This is a genomic window from Lysobacter panacisoli (assembly GCF_009765165.1).
GTDB classification, from domain to species: domain Bacteria; phylum Pseudomonadota; class Gammaproteobacteria; order Xanthomonadales; family Xanthomonadaceae; genus Lysobacter_J; species Lysobacter_J panacisoli.
Genome location: NZ_VLNU01000001.1, coordinates 391,196 through 405,663 on the forward strand (window position 1 = coordinate 391,196; position 14,468 = coordinate 405,663).

At 64.3% G+C, this 14,468-nt stretch carries 27 protein-coding genes; all 27 read right to left on the minus strand.

The window, feature by feature from the left end; genetic code table 11:
- Window positions 1-17: 17 nt before the first annotated feature.
- The 27 genes from FOF45_RS01945 to rplC all read right to left on the minus strand — a co-directional run bounded on the left by FOF45_RS01945 (window position 18) and on the right by rplC (window position 14,466).
- Window positions 18-524, minus strand: coding sequence for a disulfide bond formation protein B (locus tag FOF45_RS01945; RefSeq protein ID WP_158982350.1), 507 nt, complete (start codon window positions 522-524; stop codon window positions 18-20).
- Between the two features lie 183 nt (window positions 525-707).
- Window positions 708-1,082 (minus strand): 50S ribosomal protein L17, encoded by a 375-nt coding sequence (rplQ, locus tag FOF45_RS01950; protein WP_158982351.1) that lies wholly within the window; start codon window positions 1,080-1,082, stop codon window positions 708-710.
- A 279-nt stretch (window positions 1,083-1,361) separates the two neighbouring features.
- Window positions 1,362-2,360 carry a DNA-directed RNA polymerase subunit alpha gene (locus tag FOF45_RS01955; protein WP_158982352.1) on the minus strand — a complete coding sequence of 333 codons (999 nt, stop codon included), beginning with the start codon at window positions 2,358-2,360 and terminating at the stop codon, window positions 1,362-1,364.
- 18 nt (window positions 2,361-2,378) lie between these two features.
- Window positions 2,379-3,008 carry a 30S ribosomal protein S4 gene (rpsD, locus tag FOF45_RS01960; protein ID WP_158982353.1) on the minus strand — a complete coding sequence of 210 codons (630 nt, stop codon included), beginning with the start codon at window positions 3,006-3,008 and terminating at the stop codon, window positions 2,379-2,381.
- Between the two features lie 14 nt (window positions 3,009-3,022).
- A complete protein-coding gene (rpsK, locus tag FOF45_RS01965; protein WP_158982354.1) occupies window positions 3,023-3,415 on the minus strand; it encodes a 30S ribosomal protein S11 in 393 nt (130 codons plus the stop codon).
- 11 nt (window positions 3,416-3,426) lie between these two features.
- Entirely contained in the window at window positions 3,427-3,783 is a 357-nt protein-coding gene (gene rpsM, locus FOF45_RS01970; RefSeq protein ID WP_158982355.1) for a 30S ribosomal protein S13, read from the minus strand.
- A 235-nt stretch (window positions 3,784-4,018) separates the two neighbouring features.
- Window positions 4,019-5,383: a preprotein translocase subunit SecY gene (secY, locus tag FOF45_RS01975; protein ID WP_158982356.1), complete on the minus strand. Its 1,365-nt coding sequence runs from the start codon at window positions 5,381-5,383 to the stop codon at window positions 4,019-4,021.
- Window positions 5,384-5,390: 7 nt separating this feature from the next.
- The gene (rplO, locus tag FOF45_RS01980) at window positions 5,391-5,834 is read right to left on the minus strand and encodes a 50S ribosomal protein L15 (protein WP_199244528.1); all 444 of its coding nucleotides are present in this window, start codon (window positions 5,832-5,834) and stop codon (window positions 5,391-5,393) included.
- Window positions 5,834-6,034 carry a 50S ribosomal protein L30 gene (gene rpmD / locus FOF45_RS01985; protein ID WP_158982358.1) on the minus strand — a complete coding sequence of 67 codons (201 nt, stop codon included), beginning with the start codon at window positions 6,032-6,034 and terminating at the stop codon, window positions 5,834-5,836. The genes rplO and rpmD overlap by 1 nt, the downstream gene beginning before the upstream one ends.
- Window positions 6,027-6,569: a 30S ribosomal protein S5 gene (gene rpsE / locus FOF45_RS01990; protein WP_158982359.1), complete on the minus strand. Its 543-nt coding sequence runs from the start codon at window positions 6,567-6,569 to the stop codon at window positions 6,027-6,029. The genes rpmD and rpsE overlap by 8 nt, the downstream gene beginning before the upstream one ends.
- Before the next feature lie 161 nt (window positions 6,570-6,730).
- On the minus strand, window positions 6,731-7,084 hold the full coding sequence (gene rplR, locus FOF45_RS01995; protein ID WP_158982360.1) for a 50S ribosomal protein L18: 354 nt from the start codon (window positions 7,082-7,084) through the stop codon (window positions 6,731-6,733).
- A 29-nt stretch (window positions 7,085-7,113) separates the two neighbouring features.
- Window positions 7,114-7,641, minus strand: coding sequence for a 50S ribosomal protein L6 (rplF, locus tag FOF45_RS02000; RefSeq protein WP_158982361.1), 528 nt, complete (start codon window positions 7,639-7,641; stop codon window positions 7,114-7,116).
- A 14-nt stretch (window positions 7,642-7,655) separates the two neighbouring features.
- On the minus strand, window positions 7,656-8,054 hold the full coding sequence (gene rpsH / locus FOF45_RS02005) for a 30S ribosomal protein S8 (RefSeq protein ID WP_158982362.1): 399 nt from the start codon (window positions 8,052-8,054) through the stop codon (window positions 7,656-7,658).
- Between the two features lie 156 nt (window positions 8,055-8,210).
- On the minus strand, window positions 8,211-8,516 hold the full coding sequence (rpsN, locus tag FOF45_RS02010; protein WP_158982363.1) for a 30S ribosomal protein S14: 306 nt from the start codon (window positions 8,514-8,516) through the stop codon (window positions 8,211-8,213).
- A 15-nt stretch (window positions 8,517-8,531) separates the two neighbouring features.
- Window positions 8,532-9,074, minus strand: a complete 543-nt coding sequence (rplE, locus tag FOF45_RS02015) for a 50S ribosomal protein L5 (RefSeq protein ID WP_158982364.1) — start codon at window positions 9,072-9,074, stop codon at window positions 8,532-8,534.
- A gap of 11 nt (window positions 9,075-9,085) precedes the next feature.
- Complete coding sequence (rplX, locus tag FOF45_RS02020; RefSeq protein ID WP_158982365.1) at window positions 9,086-9,400, minus strand: 50S ribosomal protein L24; 315 nt, start codon at window positions 9,398-9,400, stop codon at window positions 9,086-9,088.
- A gap of 14 nt (window positions 9,401-9,414) precedes the next feature.
- Complete coding sequence (rplN, locus tag FOF45_RS02025) at window positions 9,415-9,783, minus strand: 50S ribosomal protein L14 (RefSeq protein ID WP_056136003.1); 369 nt, start codon at window positions 9,781-9,783, stop codon at window positions 9,415-9,417.
- A 14-nt stretch (window positions 9,784-9,797) separates the two neighbouring features.
- Complete coding sequence (gene rpsQ, locus FOF45_RS02030) at window positions 9,798-10,067, minus strand: 30S ribosomal protein S17 (protein WP_158982366.1); 270 nt, start codon at window positions 10,065-10,067, stop codon at window positions 9,798-9,800.
- Between the two features lie 10 nt (window positions 10,068-10,077).
- A complete protein-coding gene (gene rpmC, locus FOF45_RS02035) occupies window positions 10,078-10,263 on the minus strand; it encodes a 50S ribosomal protein L29 (protein ID WP_137835389.1) in 186 nt (61 codons plus the stop codon).
- A complete protein-coding gene (gene rplP, locus FOF45_RS02040; protein ID WP_055902334.1) occupies window positions 10,263-10,676 on the minus strand; it encodes a 50S ribosomal protein L16 in 414 nt (137 codons plus the stop codon). The genes rpmC and rplP overlap by 1 nt, the downstream gene beginning before the upstream one ends.
- Before the next feature lie 6 nt (window positions 10,677-10,682).
- Window positions 10,683-11,426, minus strand: coding sequence for a 30S ribosomal protein S3 (gene rpsC, locus FOF45_RS02045; RefSeq protein ID WP_158982367.1), 744 nt, complete (start codon window positions 11,424-11,426; stop codon window positions 10,683-10,685).
- Window positions 11,427-11,441: 15 nt separating this feature from the next.
- Entirely contained in the window at window positions 11,442-11,777 is a 336-nt protein-coding gene (rplV, locus tag FOF45_RS02050) for a 50S ribosomal protein L22 (RefSeq protein WP_158982368.1), read from the minus strand.
- Between the two features lie 10 nt (window positions 11,778-11,787).
- The gene (gene rpsS / locus FOF45_RS02055) at window positions 11,788-12,057 is read right to left on the minus strand and encodes a 30S ribosomal protein S19 (protein ID WP_158982369.1); all 270 of its coding nucleotides are present in this window, start codon (window positions 12,055-12,057) and stop codon (window positions 11,788-11,790) included.
- A 6-nt stretch (window positions 12,058-12,063) separates the two neighbouring features.
- Window positions 12,064-12,891, minus strand: a complete 828-nt coding sequence (rplB, locus tag FOF45_RS02060; RefSeq protein WP_158982370.1) for a 50S ribosomal protein L2 — start codon at window positions 12,889-12,891, stop codon at window positions 12,064-12,066.
- Between the two features lie 10 nt (window positions 12,892-12,901).
- Window positions 12,902-13,198: a 50S ribosomal protein L23 gene (rplW, locus tag FOF45_RS02065; RefSeq protein ID WP_158982371.1), complete on the minus strand. Its 297-nt coding sequence runs from the start codon at window positions 13,196-13,198 to the stop codon at window positions 12,902-12,904.
- The gene (gene rplD / locus FOF45_RS02070) at window positions 13,195-13,800 is read right to left on the minus strand and encodes a 50S ribosomal protein L4 (protein WP_158982372.1); all 606 of its coding nucleotides are present in this window, start codon (window positions 13,798-13,800) and stop codon (window positions 13,195-13,197) included. Before rplD ends, rplW begins: the two co-directional genes overlap by 4 nt.
- Window positions 13,801-13,812: 12 nt before the next feature.
- Complete coding sequence (gene rplC / locus FOF45_RS02075; RefSeq protein WP_158982373.1) at window positions 13,813-14,466, minus strand: 50S ribosomal protein L3; 654 nt, start codon at window positions 14,464-14,466, stop codon at window positions 13,813-13,815.
- Window positions 14,467-14,468 lie beyond the last annotated feature (2 nt).

Sequence of the window (14,468 nt, forward strand, 5' to 3'; positions counted from 1 at the left end):
TACGGAAGAGAACGCGCTCAGCGGCGACGGAAGGCCGCGTATGCCGCCCAGATCGCCAGCGCGACGAACCACACCAGGCTCCATGCCGGCATCGACAGTCCCAGGAAGGTCCAGTCGACGTTGGCGCACTCACCCGAACCGGTCATCACCTTGCGGATGACGCCGGTGATCGGCATGGCTTCGAGCATGTAGTCCAGGCCGGGGCCGCAGGCAGGAACCTGATCCGGCGGCAGGTGCTGCAGGCGCACGTGATTGCCGGCGACGGCGATGCCCGCGATCGAGGCGATCATCGCTAGCACGCCATAGGTACGACGTCCGCGGCTGCCCTTGGGCCCATGCAGCGCACCAGCCAGGAAAACCAGACCGAGCGCGAAGAACGCGACGCGCTGGAAGATGCACAGCGGGCACGGTTCGAGCCCGTCGTGCAACTGCGCGTAGAACGCATAGGCCAGCAGGCCGGCACAGGCGAGGAAACCGATCAGGAACTGGGTACGGAACGAACCGCGCAGGAGAGACGTCGTCATGGTGCGCAAGCTTAACGGGCTCGCGGCCAGCCTGCACGGCGTTGCGTCCACCGTTCTTCGCGATACGGCCACGCTTCGGCGCATCCGCATTCGGGTCGCCCGGTCCCGATAAAGCAAAACCCCGGCCGGAGCCGGGGTTTGACGTGTCGTTCGTCGACGCTGAAACGTCGTCGCGCGAGCGGATTACTCCGCAGCGGCTTCCGGACGGTCGACCAGTTCGACGTAGGCCATCGGCGCATTGTCGCCAGCGCGGAAACCGCACTTGAGGATGCGCACGTAGCCGCCCGGACGGGCCTGGTAACGCGGGCCGAGGGTGGTGAACAGCGTGCCCACGGCTTCCTTGTCGCGCAGACGCGAGAAGGCAAGGCGGCGGTTGGCAACGCCATCGACCTTGGCGAGGGTGATGAGCGGCTCGGCGACGCGACGCAGCTCCTTGGCCTTCGGCAGGGTGGTACGGATGAGACCGTGCTTGATCAGCGAAGCGGCCATGTTGGTGAACATGGCATCGCGATGGGCACTGGTACGGCTGAACTTGCGGCCGGCTTTCTGGTGGCGCATGGCGGTGATTCCTGTTGAATGTTGGGACGTTGGATTTCGCTGTCGCCATCCAGGCGCTGCAACTTGGACTGCGGATGGTCCGAACCGACCGCTCCCTGGCCGGATAACCGCGGGACTCGGGCCCCGTCGGCAGATGCGGCGCCCGTATGAGGAGCGCCGCATTTGAAACACTGCTGCTGCCATCCCTGGCGGTGTGTGGTGGGCTCCGGAGAGCCCGGCCCGATCATCCTGACCGGTCGTTCGCATCGGCGCGCGGCAGTGCCGCGCAATCTCCGATGCTTACCCCATCATGCCGTGGGAAGCGATTCCCGCCGGCGGCCAGTTCTCGAGCTTCATGCCAAGGGAAAGACCGCGCTGGGCGAGGACTTCCTTGATCTCGGTGAGCGACTTCTTGCCGAGGTTCGGGGTCTTGAGCAGCTCGACTTCGGTCTTCTGGATCAGATCGCCGACGTAGTAGATGCTCTCGGCCTTGAGGCAGTTGGCCGAACGAACGGTCAGTTCGAGGTCGTCGATCGGACGCAGCAGGATCGGATCGATGCCGCTGGTGGCCGGCTTCGACGCACCGCGGTCGCGGTGGGTGAAGTCGCCGAACACCGACAGCTGGTCGGTGAGGATGTCGGCCGCGGTGCGGACGGCTTCCTCGGCGTCGATCGTGCCGTTGGTCTCGATGTCGAGGACCAGCTTGTCGAGGTCGGTACGCTGCTCGACGCGGGCGGCTTCCACCGCATACGCGACGCGGCGGACCGGCGAGAAGCTGGCATCCAGCATCAGGCGACCGATGGCGCGGGTTTCCTCGTCCGGACGACGACGCGCGGCGGCCGGCTGGTAGCCGAAGCCACGCTCGATCTTCAGACGCATGTTGAGCGCGGTGTCCTTGGTCAGGTGCGCGATCACATGCTCGGTGTTGAGGATCTCGACGTTGTGGTCGGTCTTGATGTCGCCGGCGGTGACGATGCCGGGACCCTGCTTGGCCAGCGACAGCGTCGCCGACTCGCCGGTGTGCATGCGGATCGCGACGTCCTTGAGGTTCAGCAGAACCTCAAGCACGTCTTCCTGCAGGCCTTCGACCGTGGTGTACTCGTGCAGCACGCCATCGATCTCGACTTCCGTGATTGCGAAGCCCGGGATCGACGACAGCAGCACGCGGCGCAGCGCATTGCCGAGCGTATGGCCGTAGCCACGCTCCAGCGGCTCGATGACGACCTTGGCACGGTTGCCCGTAAGGCGCTCGATCTGGGGGCCGCGCGGGCGCAGCACCTGGTTTGCGGTAACCGTCATGTGTTGGCGTCTCCTGGATTACTTCGAGTACAGCTCGACGATCAGCGCTTCGTTGATGTCTGCCGGCAAGTCGGCACGATCCGGAACAGCCTTGAACACGCCAGCGAACTTCTTGCTGTCGACTTCAACCCACGACGGCGAGAGGTCCATCTGCTGCGCCACGGTCAGGGATTCCTGCACGCGGAGCTGCTTCTGGGCACGCTCGGCCAGCGCGATCGCGTCGCCAGCCTTGACCTGGTACGACGGCAGGTTCACGGACTTGCCGTTGACCGTGACGCCACGGTGCGACACCAGCTGGCGCGCGGCCGGACGGGTCACCGCAAAGCCCATGCGGTAGACGACGTTGTCCAGACGGGTCTCGAGGAGCTGCAGCAGGTTTTCACCCGTGTTGCCCTTCTTGTTCGAGGCCTTCTTGTAGTAGTTGCGGAACTGACGCTCCAGCAGACCGTAGATACGCTTGACCTTCTGCTTCTCGCGCAGCTGGGTGGCGTAGTCGGACAGCTTGCCCTTGCGGGCGGTCGGGCCGTGCTGGCCGGGCTTCTGCTCCAGCTTGCACTTGGAGTCGAGAGCACGGGCCGACGACTTCAGGCCGAGGTCGGCGCCTTCGCGACGGGCGAGCTTACAGGTGGGACCAATATAACGAGCCATGTTCTTTCAGCTCCTCAGACGCGACGCTTTTTCGGCGGACGGCACCCGTTGTGCGGGATCGGCGTCACGTCGATGATGTTGATGATCTTGTAGCCGACGTTGTTGAGCGAACGAACGGCAGACTCACGACCCGGACCCGGGCCCTTGATGCGGACTTCCAGCGACTTCACGCCGTAGTCCAGCGCAGCGCGGCCGGCCTTTTCGGCGGCGACCTGTGCGGCGAACGGGGTCGACTTGCGGGAACCGCGGAAACCCGCGCCGCCCGAGGTCGCCCACGACAGCGCATTGCCCTGGCGGTCGGTGATCGTGACGATGGTGTTGTTGAAAGAAGCGTGGACGTGGGCGATGCCGTCGGTGACGACACGCTTGATCTTCTTCTTGGTCTTGGCAGCAGCCGGCTTAGCCATGGTCTAAGTCCTTACTTCTTGATGGCCTTGCGCGGACCCTTCCGGGTACGTGCATTGGTACGGGTGCGCTGGCCACGCAGCGGCAGGCCGCGACGGTGACGCAGGCCACGATAGGAGCCCAGGTCCATCAGGCGCTTGATGGCGATGCCGACCTCACGACGCAGGTCGCCCTCGACCACGTACTTGCCGACTTCGGCGCGCAGGCGCTCGACTTCGGGCTCGGACAGGTCGCGGATCTTGGTGGTCGAGGTGACGCCAGCGGCATCACAGACCTTTTTCGAACGAGTACGGCCGATGCCGTAGATGCTTTGCAGCCCGACCCAGACATGCTTCTGGGCAGGCAGATTGACGCCCGCAATACGCGCCATAACGCGATCTCCAACTGGTTTGGCGGCCGGGACGGATTAATCCCGGCGGAGTGAACTGGAAATTGTAACTCGGTCTCGGGTTAATAGGAAGCCCTGCCGCATCCCGGGGGACGCGGCAGTGCCCGGCATGGGGAGTGTGCCCATGCTCCGGCGACGAAACCGGACTGGCCGAACAACGCGGAAACCCGCCCTGCCCGGCCCCGCGCGCTACTCTGGCGCGCGGAACGGTCCGGAATCACCCGCGCGCGAGACCGCCGCGCGAGCCGCCCTTCAAGTTCGCCTTCTTCAGCAGGCTCTCGTACTGATGCGACATCAGATGAGCCTGGATCTGGGCGATGAAATCCATGACAACCACGACCACGATCAGCAGCGAGGTGCCGCCGAAGTAGAACGAGGTGCCCATTTTAGTGCGCATGACCTCCGGAAGGAGGCACACCACCACCAGATAGACCGCGCCGGCCGCCGTCAGGCGGGTCAGCACGCCGTCGATATAGTCGGCCGTCGCCTTGCCCGGACGGATGCCCGGAATCAGCGCGCCCGACTTCTTGAGATTATCGGCGGTTTCCTGCGAGTTGAACACCAGCGCGGTGTAGAAGAACGCAAAACCGACGATCAATCCCGCGTACAGGATCATGTGGAGCGGCTCGCCCGGATTCAGCCACTGGCTGGCCCGATGCAGGAACGACCCGGTGTTGCCCTGGCTGAACCAGTTGGCCGCCGTCGCCGGGAACATCACGATGCTCGAGGCGAAGATGGCCGGGATCACACCCGCCATGTTGAGCTTGAGCGGCAGGAACGACGACTGGTTCATGTAGGCGCTACGACCACCCTGACGGCGGGCGTAGTTGACCGTAATTCGCCGTTGTCCGCGCTCGACGAACACCACCAGGTACGTGAAGATCAGGACGATCGCCACCACGCCGATGGCCGTCAGGGCGCCCATGTCGCCGTTGCGGATCTGCTCGAACATGCCGATGACGGCCGCCGGCAGACCGGCCACGATGCCGGCGAAGATGATCAGCGACACACCGTTGCCGATGCCGCGCTCGGTCACCTGCTCACCGAGCCACATCAGGAACATGGTGCCCGCCGTCAGGGCGATCACCGCGGTCAGGATGAAGCCCGGACCCGGGTTGTAGACCACCTGGATGCCCTGGCTCGCGCCACCGGCCTGCAGCGCCGTGGCGATGCCCCAAGCCTGGAACACGGCCAAGGGAATCGCACCCATGCGCGACCACTGGTTGATCTTGCGACGGCCCGACTCGCCTTCCTTCTGGATGGCCTTCAGGCTCGGCACGATCTGCACCAGCAACTGCACGATGATCGACGCCGAGATGTACGGCATCACGTTCAGCGCGAACAGACTGAAGCGATGGAGGGCGCCACCGGAGAACATGTTGAACATGTCCACGATGGTGCCCTTCTGGGTCTCCATCAGCTGGAGCATCGCCTGCGGATTGACGCCCGGCACCGGGATATAGCAACCGATGCGGTAGACGATCAGGGCACCGACGACGAACAGCAGGCGCTGGCGGAGCTCGGTGAACTTACCGAGTCCGCCGCCGATACCGGCAACCGCGTTGCTACCGCTGCGCGCCATTCGCCGATTACTCCTCGACCTTGCCGCCGGCCGCCTCAATGGCGGCCTTGGCACCGGCCGTAGCGGCCACGCCCTTCAGCACGAACTTCTTGGTCAGCTCGCCCTTCTTCACGATCTTGGCCTGCTTGGCGGTGCTCGGCACCAGCTTGGCGGCCTTCAGCGCTGCGAAGTCGACGTCGCCAGCTTCCAGCTTGTCCAGCTGGTACAGCAGCACTTCGGCGGTGTCCTTCGACAGCTTCGAACGGAAGCCGATCTTCGGCAGGCGGCGCTGCATGGGCATCTGGCCGCCTTCGAAGCCAGCCTTGATCTTGCCCTTGCCCGAGCGCGCGAACGAACCCTTGTGGCCGCGGCCGGCAGTCTTGCCCAGGCCCGAACCGATACCGCGACCGACGCGGGTGCGCTCCTTGCGGGCGCCGTCAGCGGGTTGCAGAGTGTTGAGACGCATCTTGATTACTCCTCGACTCGGACGAGGTAATGGAGCTGATTGATCAGGCCACGCACCTGCGGGCTGTCCTTCAGTTCACGCACGTCGTTGAGCTTGTTCAGGCCCAGCGCACGCACCGACAGGCGGTGACGCGACTGGGTGCCACGCAGACCCTTGACCAGGCGCACCTTCACGGTGCCGCCGTTGTTGGCTTGATTCTTAGCCATTGACCAGGTCCTCCACCTTCTTGCCGCGCTTGGCCGCGATCTTGGCCGGCGAGTGCATGTCGGACAGGCCCTTCAGGGTGGCGCGGACCAGGTTGATCGGGTTACGCGAACCGACGGCCTTGGCCAGCACGTTCTTCACGCCGACGGCTTCGAGGACAGCGCGCATCGCGCCACCGGCGATCACGCCGGTACCTTCGGAAGCGGGCTGCATGAACACGCGGGCGGCGCCGTGGCCGGCCTTGACCGAGTGCCACAGGGTGCCGTTGTTCAGGTCGACGTTGGCCATCGACTTGCGGGCGTACTCCATCGACTTCTGGATGGCGACCGGCACTTCGCGCGCCTTGCCGTAGCCGAAGCCGACCTTGCCGTTGCCGTCGCCCACCACCGTCAGCGCGGTGAAGGTGAACTGGCGACCGCCCTTGACGGTCTTGCTGACGCGGTTGACCGCGATCAGCTTCTCGATCATGCCGTCGTCGATCTCTTCGCGGTTACGGTCGCGATCACGACCCCGCGGTGCACGTTGTTCTTCTGCCATTTCGATTGCTCTGTAGTTGAGGGATTTGCGGCTTGGCCGCTTATCGTTGTGATGTGCAGCGGATGCATCGCGTTCACGGGAATCCGTGGACGCGCCCGGCGCACCCCGCGCCGGCAGGACGAAATCAAGGCGTGGGGCCGCAGCCCCACACCTTCAAGGCATCAGAACTGCAGACCACCCTCACGGGCAGCATCGGCGAGTGCCTTGATGCGGCCGTGGTAACGGTAGCCCGAGCGGTCGAACGCGACCTTCTCGACGCCGGCAGCCTTGGCCTTCTCGGCGATGATGCGACCGACCTTGGCGGCGGCTTCGGCGTTCTTGCCGCTCTTCAGGCCGTCCTTGACGTCGGACTGCACGGTCGAGGCGGCAGCCAGGACCTTGGAGCCGTCGGCAGTGAAGACCTGGGCGTACAGGTGCTGGCCGGTGCGCAGCACCGACAGGCGCGGCACGCCGAGTTCGCGGATGTGTGCACGGGTCGACTTGGCGCGACGCAGGCGAGCGATGTTCTTGTTCATGTTCTTGTCTCCGAAAGCTGAAAGCCCGGTTAGGCCTTCTTGGCTTCCTTGCGGATGATGACTTCGCCGGCGTACTTCACACCCTTGCCCTTGTAGGGCTCCGGCGGACGGACACCGCGGATCTTGGCGGCGAACTCACCGACCTGCTGCTTGTCGGCGCCGCTGACCACGATTTCGGTCTGCGTCGGCGTGGCGATGGTGATGCCAGCCGGGGCCTGCAGCAGCACGGGGTGCGAGAAACCCAGGGCCAGGTTCAGGTCCTTGCCGGCCATCGAGGCGCGGTAGCCGACGCCGACCAGCTCGAGCTTGCGCTCGAAGCCTTCGGAGACGCCCTTGACCATGTTGGCCAGGATCGCGCGCAGCGTGCCCGCCAGCGGGATCAGCTCGGGGTTGTCGGTCGAGAACGTGGCCTGGCCGTTATCGACGGCGACGTTGACGCCCGCCGGCTTGGCGATCGACAGCGTGCCCTTCGGGCCCTTGGCGCTGATCGACTCGGCCTGGATGTTGAGTTCGATGCCCTTCGGGAGGGCGATCGGCTTCTTGGCAACTCGGGACATGGTCTATTCCTCCCTTAGGCCACGAAGCACAGAACCTCACCGCCGACGCCCTGCTGGCGCGCCTGCGCATCGGTCATGATGCCCTTCGAGGTGGAGATGATGGCGATGCCCAGGCCGTTGAGGACCTTCGGCAGTGCGGCCTTGCCGCGGTACTGGCGCAGGCCCGAACGGGAATAGCGCTCGAGGCGCTCGATCACCGGCTTGCCTTCGTAGTACTTCAGCGAGATTTCGAGTTCGGACTTGCCCGCACCGACGTCGGTCACGCGGGAATCCAGGATGTAGCCCTCGTCCTTAAGGACCTTGGCGATGGCCACCTTGATCTTCGAAGACGGCATCTTCACCGTCTGCTTCCGGACAGCCGCCGCATTCTTGATGCGGACCAGCATGTCGGCAATGGGATCAGTCATGCTCATGTATATGCACCTATGAGTAGCACCGATATCCGCGGGATTGCGAATTCAGTTGTAGTGCCTGCCAGGAGGAAGAAAGTTCCTGGAGGCGGCCCCGCCCTGCCGGCCGGGGCCTGACGCGAGCGAGCCGGCAAGTCTAGCAGACTTGCCGGCGCACTGTTACCAGCTGGCCTTGCGCAGACCCGGGACGTCGCCGTTCATGGTCGCCTTGCGCAGCATGTTGCGGCCGAGGCCGAACTTGCGGTAGACGCCACGCGGACGGCCCGACAGCTCGCAGCGGTTGCGCTGGCGGCTCGGCGAGGAGTCGCGCGGCAGCTTCTGCAGCTTGGTCGCGGCCTCCAGCTTCTCCTCATACGAGGCGGTCACGCTGGAGATGATCTTCTTCAGCGCTTCGCGCTTGGCGCCGTGCTGCTTGGCCAGCTTCGCCCGCTTGATCTCGCGGTTGACCATGGAGGTCTTAGCCATTGTTCAATCCTCGAGTTAGTTGCGGAACGGGAAGCGGAAGGCTTCCAGCAGGGCCTTGGCTTCGGCGTCGGTCTTCGCGGTCGTGGTGATCGCGATGTCCATGCCGCGCAGGGCGTCGACCTGGTCGAAGTCGATTTCCGGGAAGATGATCTGTTCCTTCACGCCCATGTTGTAGTTGCCACGGCCGTCGAACGAACGACCCGACACGCCGCGGAAGTCACGCACGCGCGGCAGCGAGATGTTGATCAGGCGGTCCAGGAACTCGAACATGTGCGCGCGGCGCAGCGTGACCTTGCAACCGATCGGCCAGCCGTCGCGGATCTTGAACGAAGCCACCGACACGCGGGACTTGGTCACGATCGGCTTCTGGCCGGCGATCTTGGTCAGATCGGCAACGGCATTTTCCAGGATCTTCTTGTTCGTCGCGGCTTCACCCACGCCCATGTTGAGCGTGATCTTCACCAGACGCGGCACTTCCATCGGGTTCTTGTAACCGAACTTCTGGGTCAGGGCCGGGACGACTTCGTCCTTGTAGAACTTTTCAAGACGCGTGGTCATTTGAGCATTCCTCAGGCGTCAACCGCCTCACCGCTGGAGCGGAACACACGCAGTTTGCGTCCATCCTCCAGCACCTTGAAAGCAACGCGCTCACCCTTGCCACTGGCCGGGTTGAACAGCATCACGTTGGAAATGTGGATCGGCGCTTCGCGCTCGACCACGCCACCAGGCTGTCCAGCCTGCGGGTTCGGCTTGGTATGGCGCTTCACGACGTTGATGTTCGACACGACGACTTTCTCGCCGAGCACGCGCACCACTTCGCCCTTCTTGCCCTTGTCCTTGCCGGTGGTGACGATCACCTGATCGCCCTTGCGGATACGGTTCATATCAATTCCTCCGCTCAGAGCACTTCAGGAGCGAGCGAGACGATCTTCATGAACTTCTCGGTACGCAGCTCGCGGGTCACAGGCCCGAAGATGCGGGTACCGATCGGTTCCTGCTTGTTGTTCAGGAGCACGGCCGCGTTGCCGTCGAAGCGGATCAGCGAACCGTCCGGACGACGCACGCCCTTGCGGGTACGCACGACGACGGCGTCGTAGACGTCGCCCTTCTTGACCTTGCCACGCGGGATCGCGTCCTTGACGGTGACCTTGATGATGTCGCCGATGCCGGCGTAACGGCGCTTCGAGCCGCCCAGCACCTTAATGCACATCACTTCCTTGGCACCGGAGTTGTCGGCCACATCGAGGTAGCTCTGCATCTGGATCATGACTCAGCCTCCTCTTATTCGGCCGCGCGGCTGACGATCTCAACCACGCTCCAGTTCTTGGTCTTGGACATCGGAGCAATCTCCTTCACACGCACGATGTCGCCTTCCTTGCAGGCGTTCTCGGCGTCGTGGGCATGGAGCTTGGTCGAGCGACGGATGTACTTGCCGTACAGCGCGTGCTTGACCTGGCGCTCGATGAGCACGGTGACGGTCTTGTCCATCTTGTTGCTGACGACCCGGCCTTCAACCGTGCGGACAGCCTTCTCTGTATTGTTGTCGGTCATGGCTTGGTCCTTACTTCTTTTCGCCGAGCAGCATGTTCACGCGAGCAATCTCGCGGCGCACGCGGCGGGACTCATGGGTCTTGGCGAGCTGGCCGGTGGCCTTCTGCATGCGGAGAGCGAAGCTCTCCTTGTGCAGCTCGGCCAGGTGGGCCTGGAGCTCGGCAGCCGACTTCTCGCGCAGTTGCTTGAGTTCCATTAGCGCACCGTCCGGGTAACGAAAGTGGTGGTCACCGAGAGCTTCGCGGCGGCCAGGCGGAACGCTTCACGCGCCACGTCTTCAGCCACGCCTTCGATCTCGTAAATCATGCGACCGGGCTGGATCTGGGCGACCCAGTACTCAACGTTGCCCTTACCGGAGCCCATTCGGACTTCGATCGGCTTCTTGGTGATCGGCTTGTCGGGGAACACGCGGATCCACATCTTGCCGCCGCGCTTGACGTAGCGGCTGATGGAACGACGCGCTGCCTCGATCTGGCGCGCGGTCAGCTGACCGTGCGCCGTCGCCTTCAGGCCGTACTCGCCGAAGCTGACGGCATTGCCGTTCCAGCTCAGGCCCTCATTGCGGCCCTTGTGTACCTTGCGGTACTTGGTTCGCTTGGGTTGCAACATGGTCGATTACCTCTGTTCGCGGGCGCCACGGCCCGGACGGTCGCTGCGATCACCGCGGTCACCACGGTCACCGCGATCGCTACGCGGCGTGTCGTCCTGCTTTTCCTGGCCGACCTGGGAGAAGTCGAAGACCTCGCCCTTGTAGACCCACACCTTGATGCCGATGATGCCGTACGTCGTCTTGGCTTCAGCGAAGCCGTAGTCGATGTCGGCACGCAGCGTATGCAGCGGCACGCGACCTTCGCGGTACCACTCCGAACGTGCGATCTCGGCGCCGTTCAGTCGGCCGGCGACGTTGACCTTGATGCCCAGGGCACCCAGGCGCATCGCGTTGCCGACCGCACGCTTCATGGCGCGGCGGAACATGATGCGGCGCTCCAGCTGCTGCGCGATCGACTCGGCGACCAGCTGCGCGTCGAGTTCCGGCTTGCGGACCTCGGTGACGTTGATGTGCGCCGGAACGCCCATCACCGCACTGACTTCCTTGCGCAGCTTCTCGATGTCCTCGCCGCGCTTGCCGATCACCACGCCCGGACGGGCGGTGTGGATCGTCACGCGGGCGTTGTTCGCCGGACGCTCGATGAAGATCTTGGAGATGCCGGCCTGAGCCAGCTTCTTGCGCAGCAGGTCACGGACCTTGAGATCCGCCGCCAGGAAATTGGCGTACTGCTTCTTGTTGGCAAACCACTTGGAATTCCAGTCCTTGGCAATGCCCAGGCGGATGCCGGTGGGATGAACTTTATGACCCATTAGTCTGACTCCGCCTTACTTGCCCGCGCCCACAACCACAGTGATGTGGCTGGTGCGCTTGAGGATGCGGGTGCCGCGGCCCTTCGCACGCGCCATGAAGCGCTTCAGTGCGGGACCCTCGTCCACCATGATGGTCTTGACCTTGAGCTCGTCGATGTCGGCGCCCTGGTTGTTCTCGGCGTTGGCGATGGCGGACTCGACGACCTTGCGGATCATCTGGGCAGCCTTCTTGTCCGAGAACTTCAGCAGGTTGACGGCGCGCTCGGCCGACAGACCACGCACCTGGTCTGCGACCAGGCGGGCCTTCTGCGGGGAGATGCGCGCGGTGCGCAGGATGGCTTTCGCTTCCATGGTCATCTCCTTACTTGCCCGACTTCTTGTCGCCGCCGTGACCCTTGAACGTACGGGTCAGGGCGAACTCGCCAAGCTTGTGGCCAACCATGTTCTCGTTGACCAGCACCGGGATGTGGTTCTTGCCGTTGTGCACGGCGATGGTGAAACCCACCATCTCCGGCAGGATCATCGAGCGACGCGACCAGGTCTTGATCGGCTTCTTGTTGTTGCCCGCGCCTTCCACCTTCTTGATCAGGTGGTGGTCGACGAACGGGCCCTTCTTCAGTGAACGTGCCATGGCCGATTAGCTCCTGCGATCGCGCACGATGAACTTCTGGGTGCGCTTGTTCTTGCGGGTCTTGTAACCCTTGGTCGGCACACCCCACGGGGTGACCGGATGCGGGTTACCCTGGCCGGCCTTGGCCTCACCACCGCCGTGCGGGTGGTCGACCGGGTTCATGGCCGCACCGCGGACGGTCGGGCGAACACCGCGCCAACGCTTGGCGCCGGCCTTGCCGAGCTTCTCAAGGTTGTGCTCGTCGTTGCCGACTTCGCCGATGGTGGCGCGGCACTCGGCCGGCACCTTGCGCATTTCGCCGGAGCGAAGACGCAGCGTGGCGTAGCCCTGCTCGCGTGCGATCAGCTGCACGCCAGCGCCTGCGGCGCGGGCCAGCTGGGCGCCCTTGCCCGGCTTCATCTCGATGCAGTGCACCGTCGAACCGACCGGAATGTTGGTCAGCGGCAGCGTGTTGCCGACCTTGATCGGGGCGTCACGGCCCGCGATCACCTGGTCGCCGTCCTTCAGGCCCTTCGGGGCGATGATGTAACGGCGCTCACCGTCGACGTAGCACAGCAGCGCGATGTGCGCGGTGCGGTTCGGGTCGTACTCGATGCGCTCGACGCGCGCCGGAATGCCTTCCTTGTCGCGCTTGAAGTCGATGATGCGGTAGTGCTGCTTGTGACCACCGCCGACGTGGCGGGTGGTGATCCGGCCGTGGTGGTTACGACCGCCGGTCTTGCCCTGCTTCTCGACGAGCGCCGCGTGCGGCGCGCCCTTGTGCAGGCCCGGGGTCACCACGCGAACCGCGCTGCGGCGGCCGGCGGAGGTGGGCTTGAAAGTCATCAATGCCATGGGTCTATCCTCAGGCCTTGGCCATCACGTCGATCGACTGACCGGCGGCCAGCGTCACGTACGCCTTGCGCCAGTCGCCGCGGCTGCCAGAGCGGAACTTGAAGGACTTGTTCTTGCCCTTCACGTTGACCACGTTGACTGCCTCGACCTTGACTTCGAACAGCTTTTCCACGGCGACCTTGATGTCGGCCTTGGTAGCGTCCGTCGCGACTTCGAAGACGTATTGGTTGGAAACTTCCTGCAGACGTGCGGTCTTTTCGGACACGCGCGGCGCACGGATGATGTTGTAGAGCTTGGCCTCGTTCATGCCAGCCACTCCTCGATCTTCTTGACCGCGTCGGCGGTGACCACGACCGAATCGGCGCCGACGAGGGCAACCGGATCCAGACCCTGGACGTCACGCACTTCGACGTACGGCAGGTTGCGAGCCGAGAGGTACAGGTTCTCGGTGGCGTCTTCGGTGACGATCAGCGGACGACGACCGACTTCCAGGCCCTTCAGCTTGGCGATCAGGCCCGAGGTCTTCGGCGCGTCGACGTCGAACGACTCGACGACCATGATGCGGCCCTGGCGGTTCAGCTCGGACAGGATCGCGGCCATCGCGGCGCGGTACATCTTGCGGTTGACCTTCTGCGCGAAGCTGCGCGGCTTGGCCGCGAAGGTCACGCCGCCGCCGACGAAGATCGGAGCCGTCAGCGCGCCGTGACGCGCACCGCCGCCCTTCTGCTTCTTCGACTTCTTGGTCGTGCCGTTGACTTCCGAACGGGTCTTCTGTGCCTTGGTGCCGGCGCGACCGGCGTTGCGATACGCAACGACCACCTGGTGAACCAGGTCTTCGCTGAATTCGCGGCCGAAGATCGCGTCGGAAACCGACAGCGTCTTGCTGCTATTGGTGATGGCGAGTTCCATCGTCATCTCTCCTTATGCCTTGCTCGAGGGACGCACGATGACGTCGCCACCCGGCGCACCCGGAACGGCGCCCTTGATCGCGATCAGGCCGCGCTCGGCGTCGACCTTGACCACTTCCAGGCGCTGCGTCGTCTGGGTATCCGCGCCCATGTGGCCGGACATCTTCTTGCCCGGGAACACGCGGCCCGGCGTCTGGCGCTGACCGATGGAGCCCGGCGAACGGTGCGACAGCGAGTTACCGTGCGTCGCGTCGCCCATCGTGAAGTTCCAGCGCTTGATCGTGCCCTGGAAGCCCTTGCCCTTCGTGACGCCCTGGACGTCGACCAGCTGGCCGGCGCTGAAGATGTCGGCCTTGATCTCGCCGCCCACTTCGAAGCCGCCGATCTGGTCGTCTTCCACGCGCAGCTCCCACAGGCCACGACCGGCTTCTACCTTCGCCTTGGCGAGGTGGCCGGCGATCGGCTTGTTGATGAGCGCCGCGCGGCGCACGCCCACGGTCACCTGCACGGCGCTGTAGCCGTCGGATTCCTGGGTCTTGATCTGGGTGATGCGGTTCGGAGTCGCCTCGATCAGGGTCACCGGAACCGACTTGCCGTCTTCAGTGAAGAAACGGCTCATGCCGGCCTTGCGACCGACGATGCCCAACGAATACTTCTTCGCGGTCATGG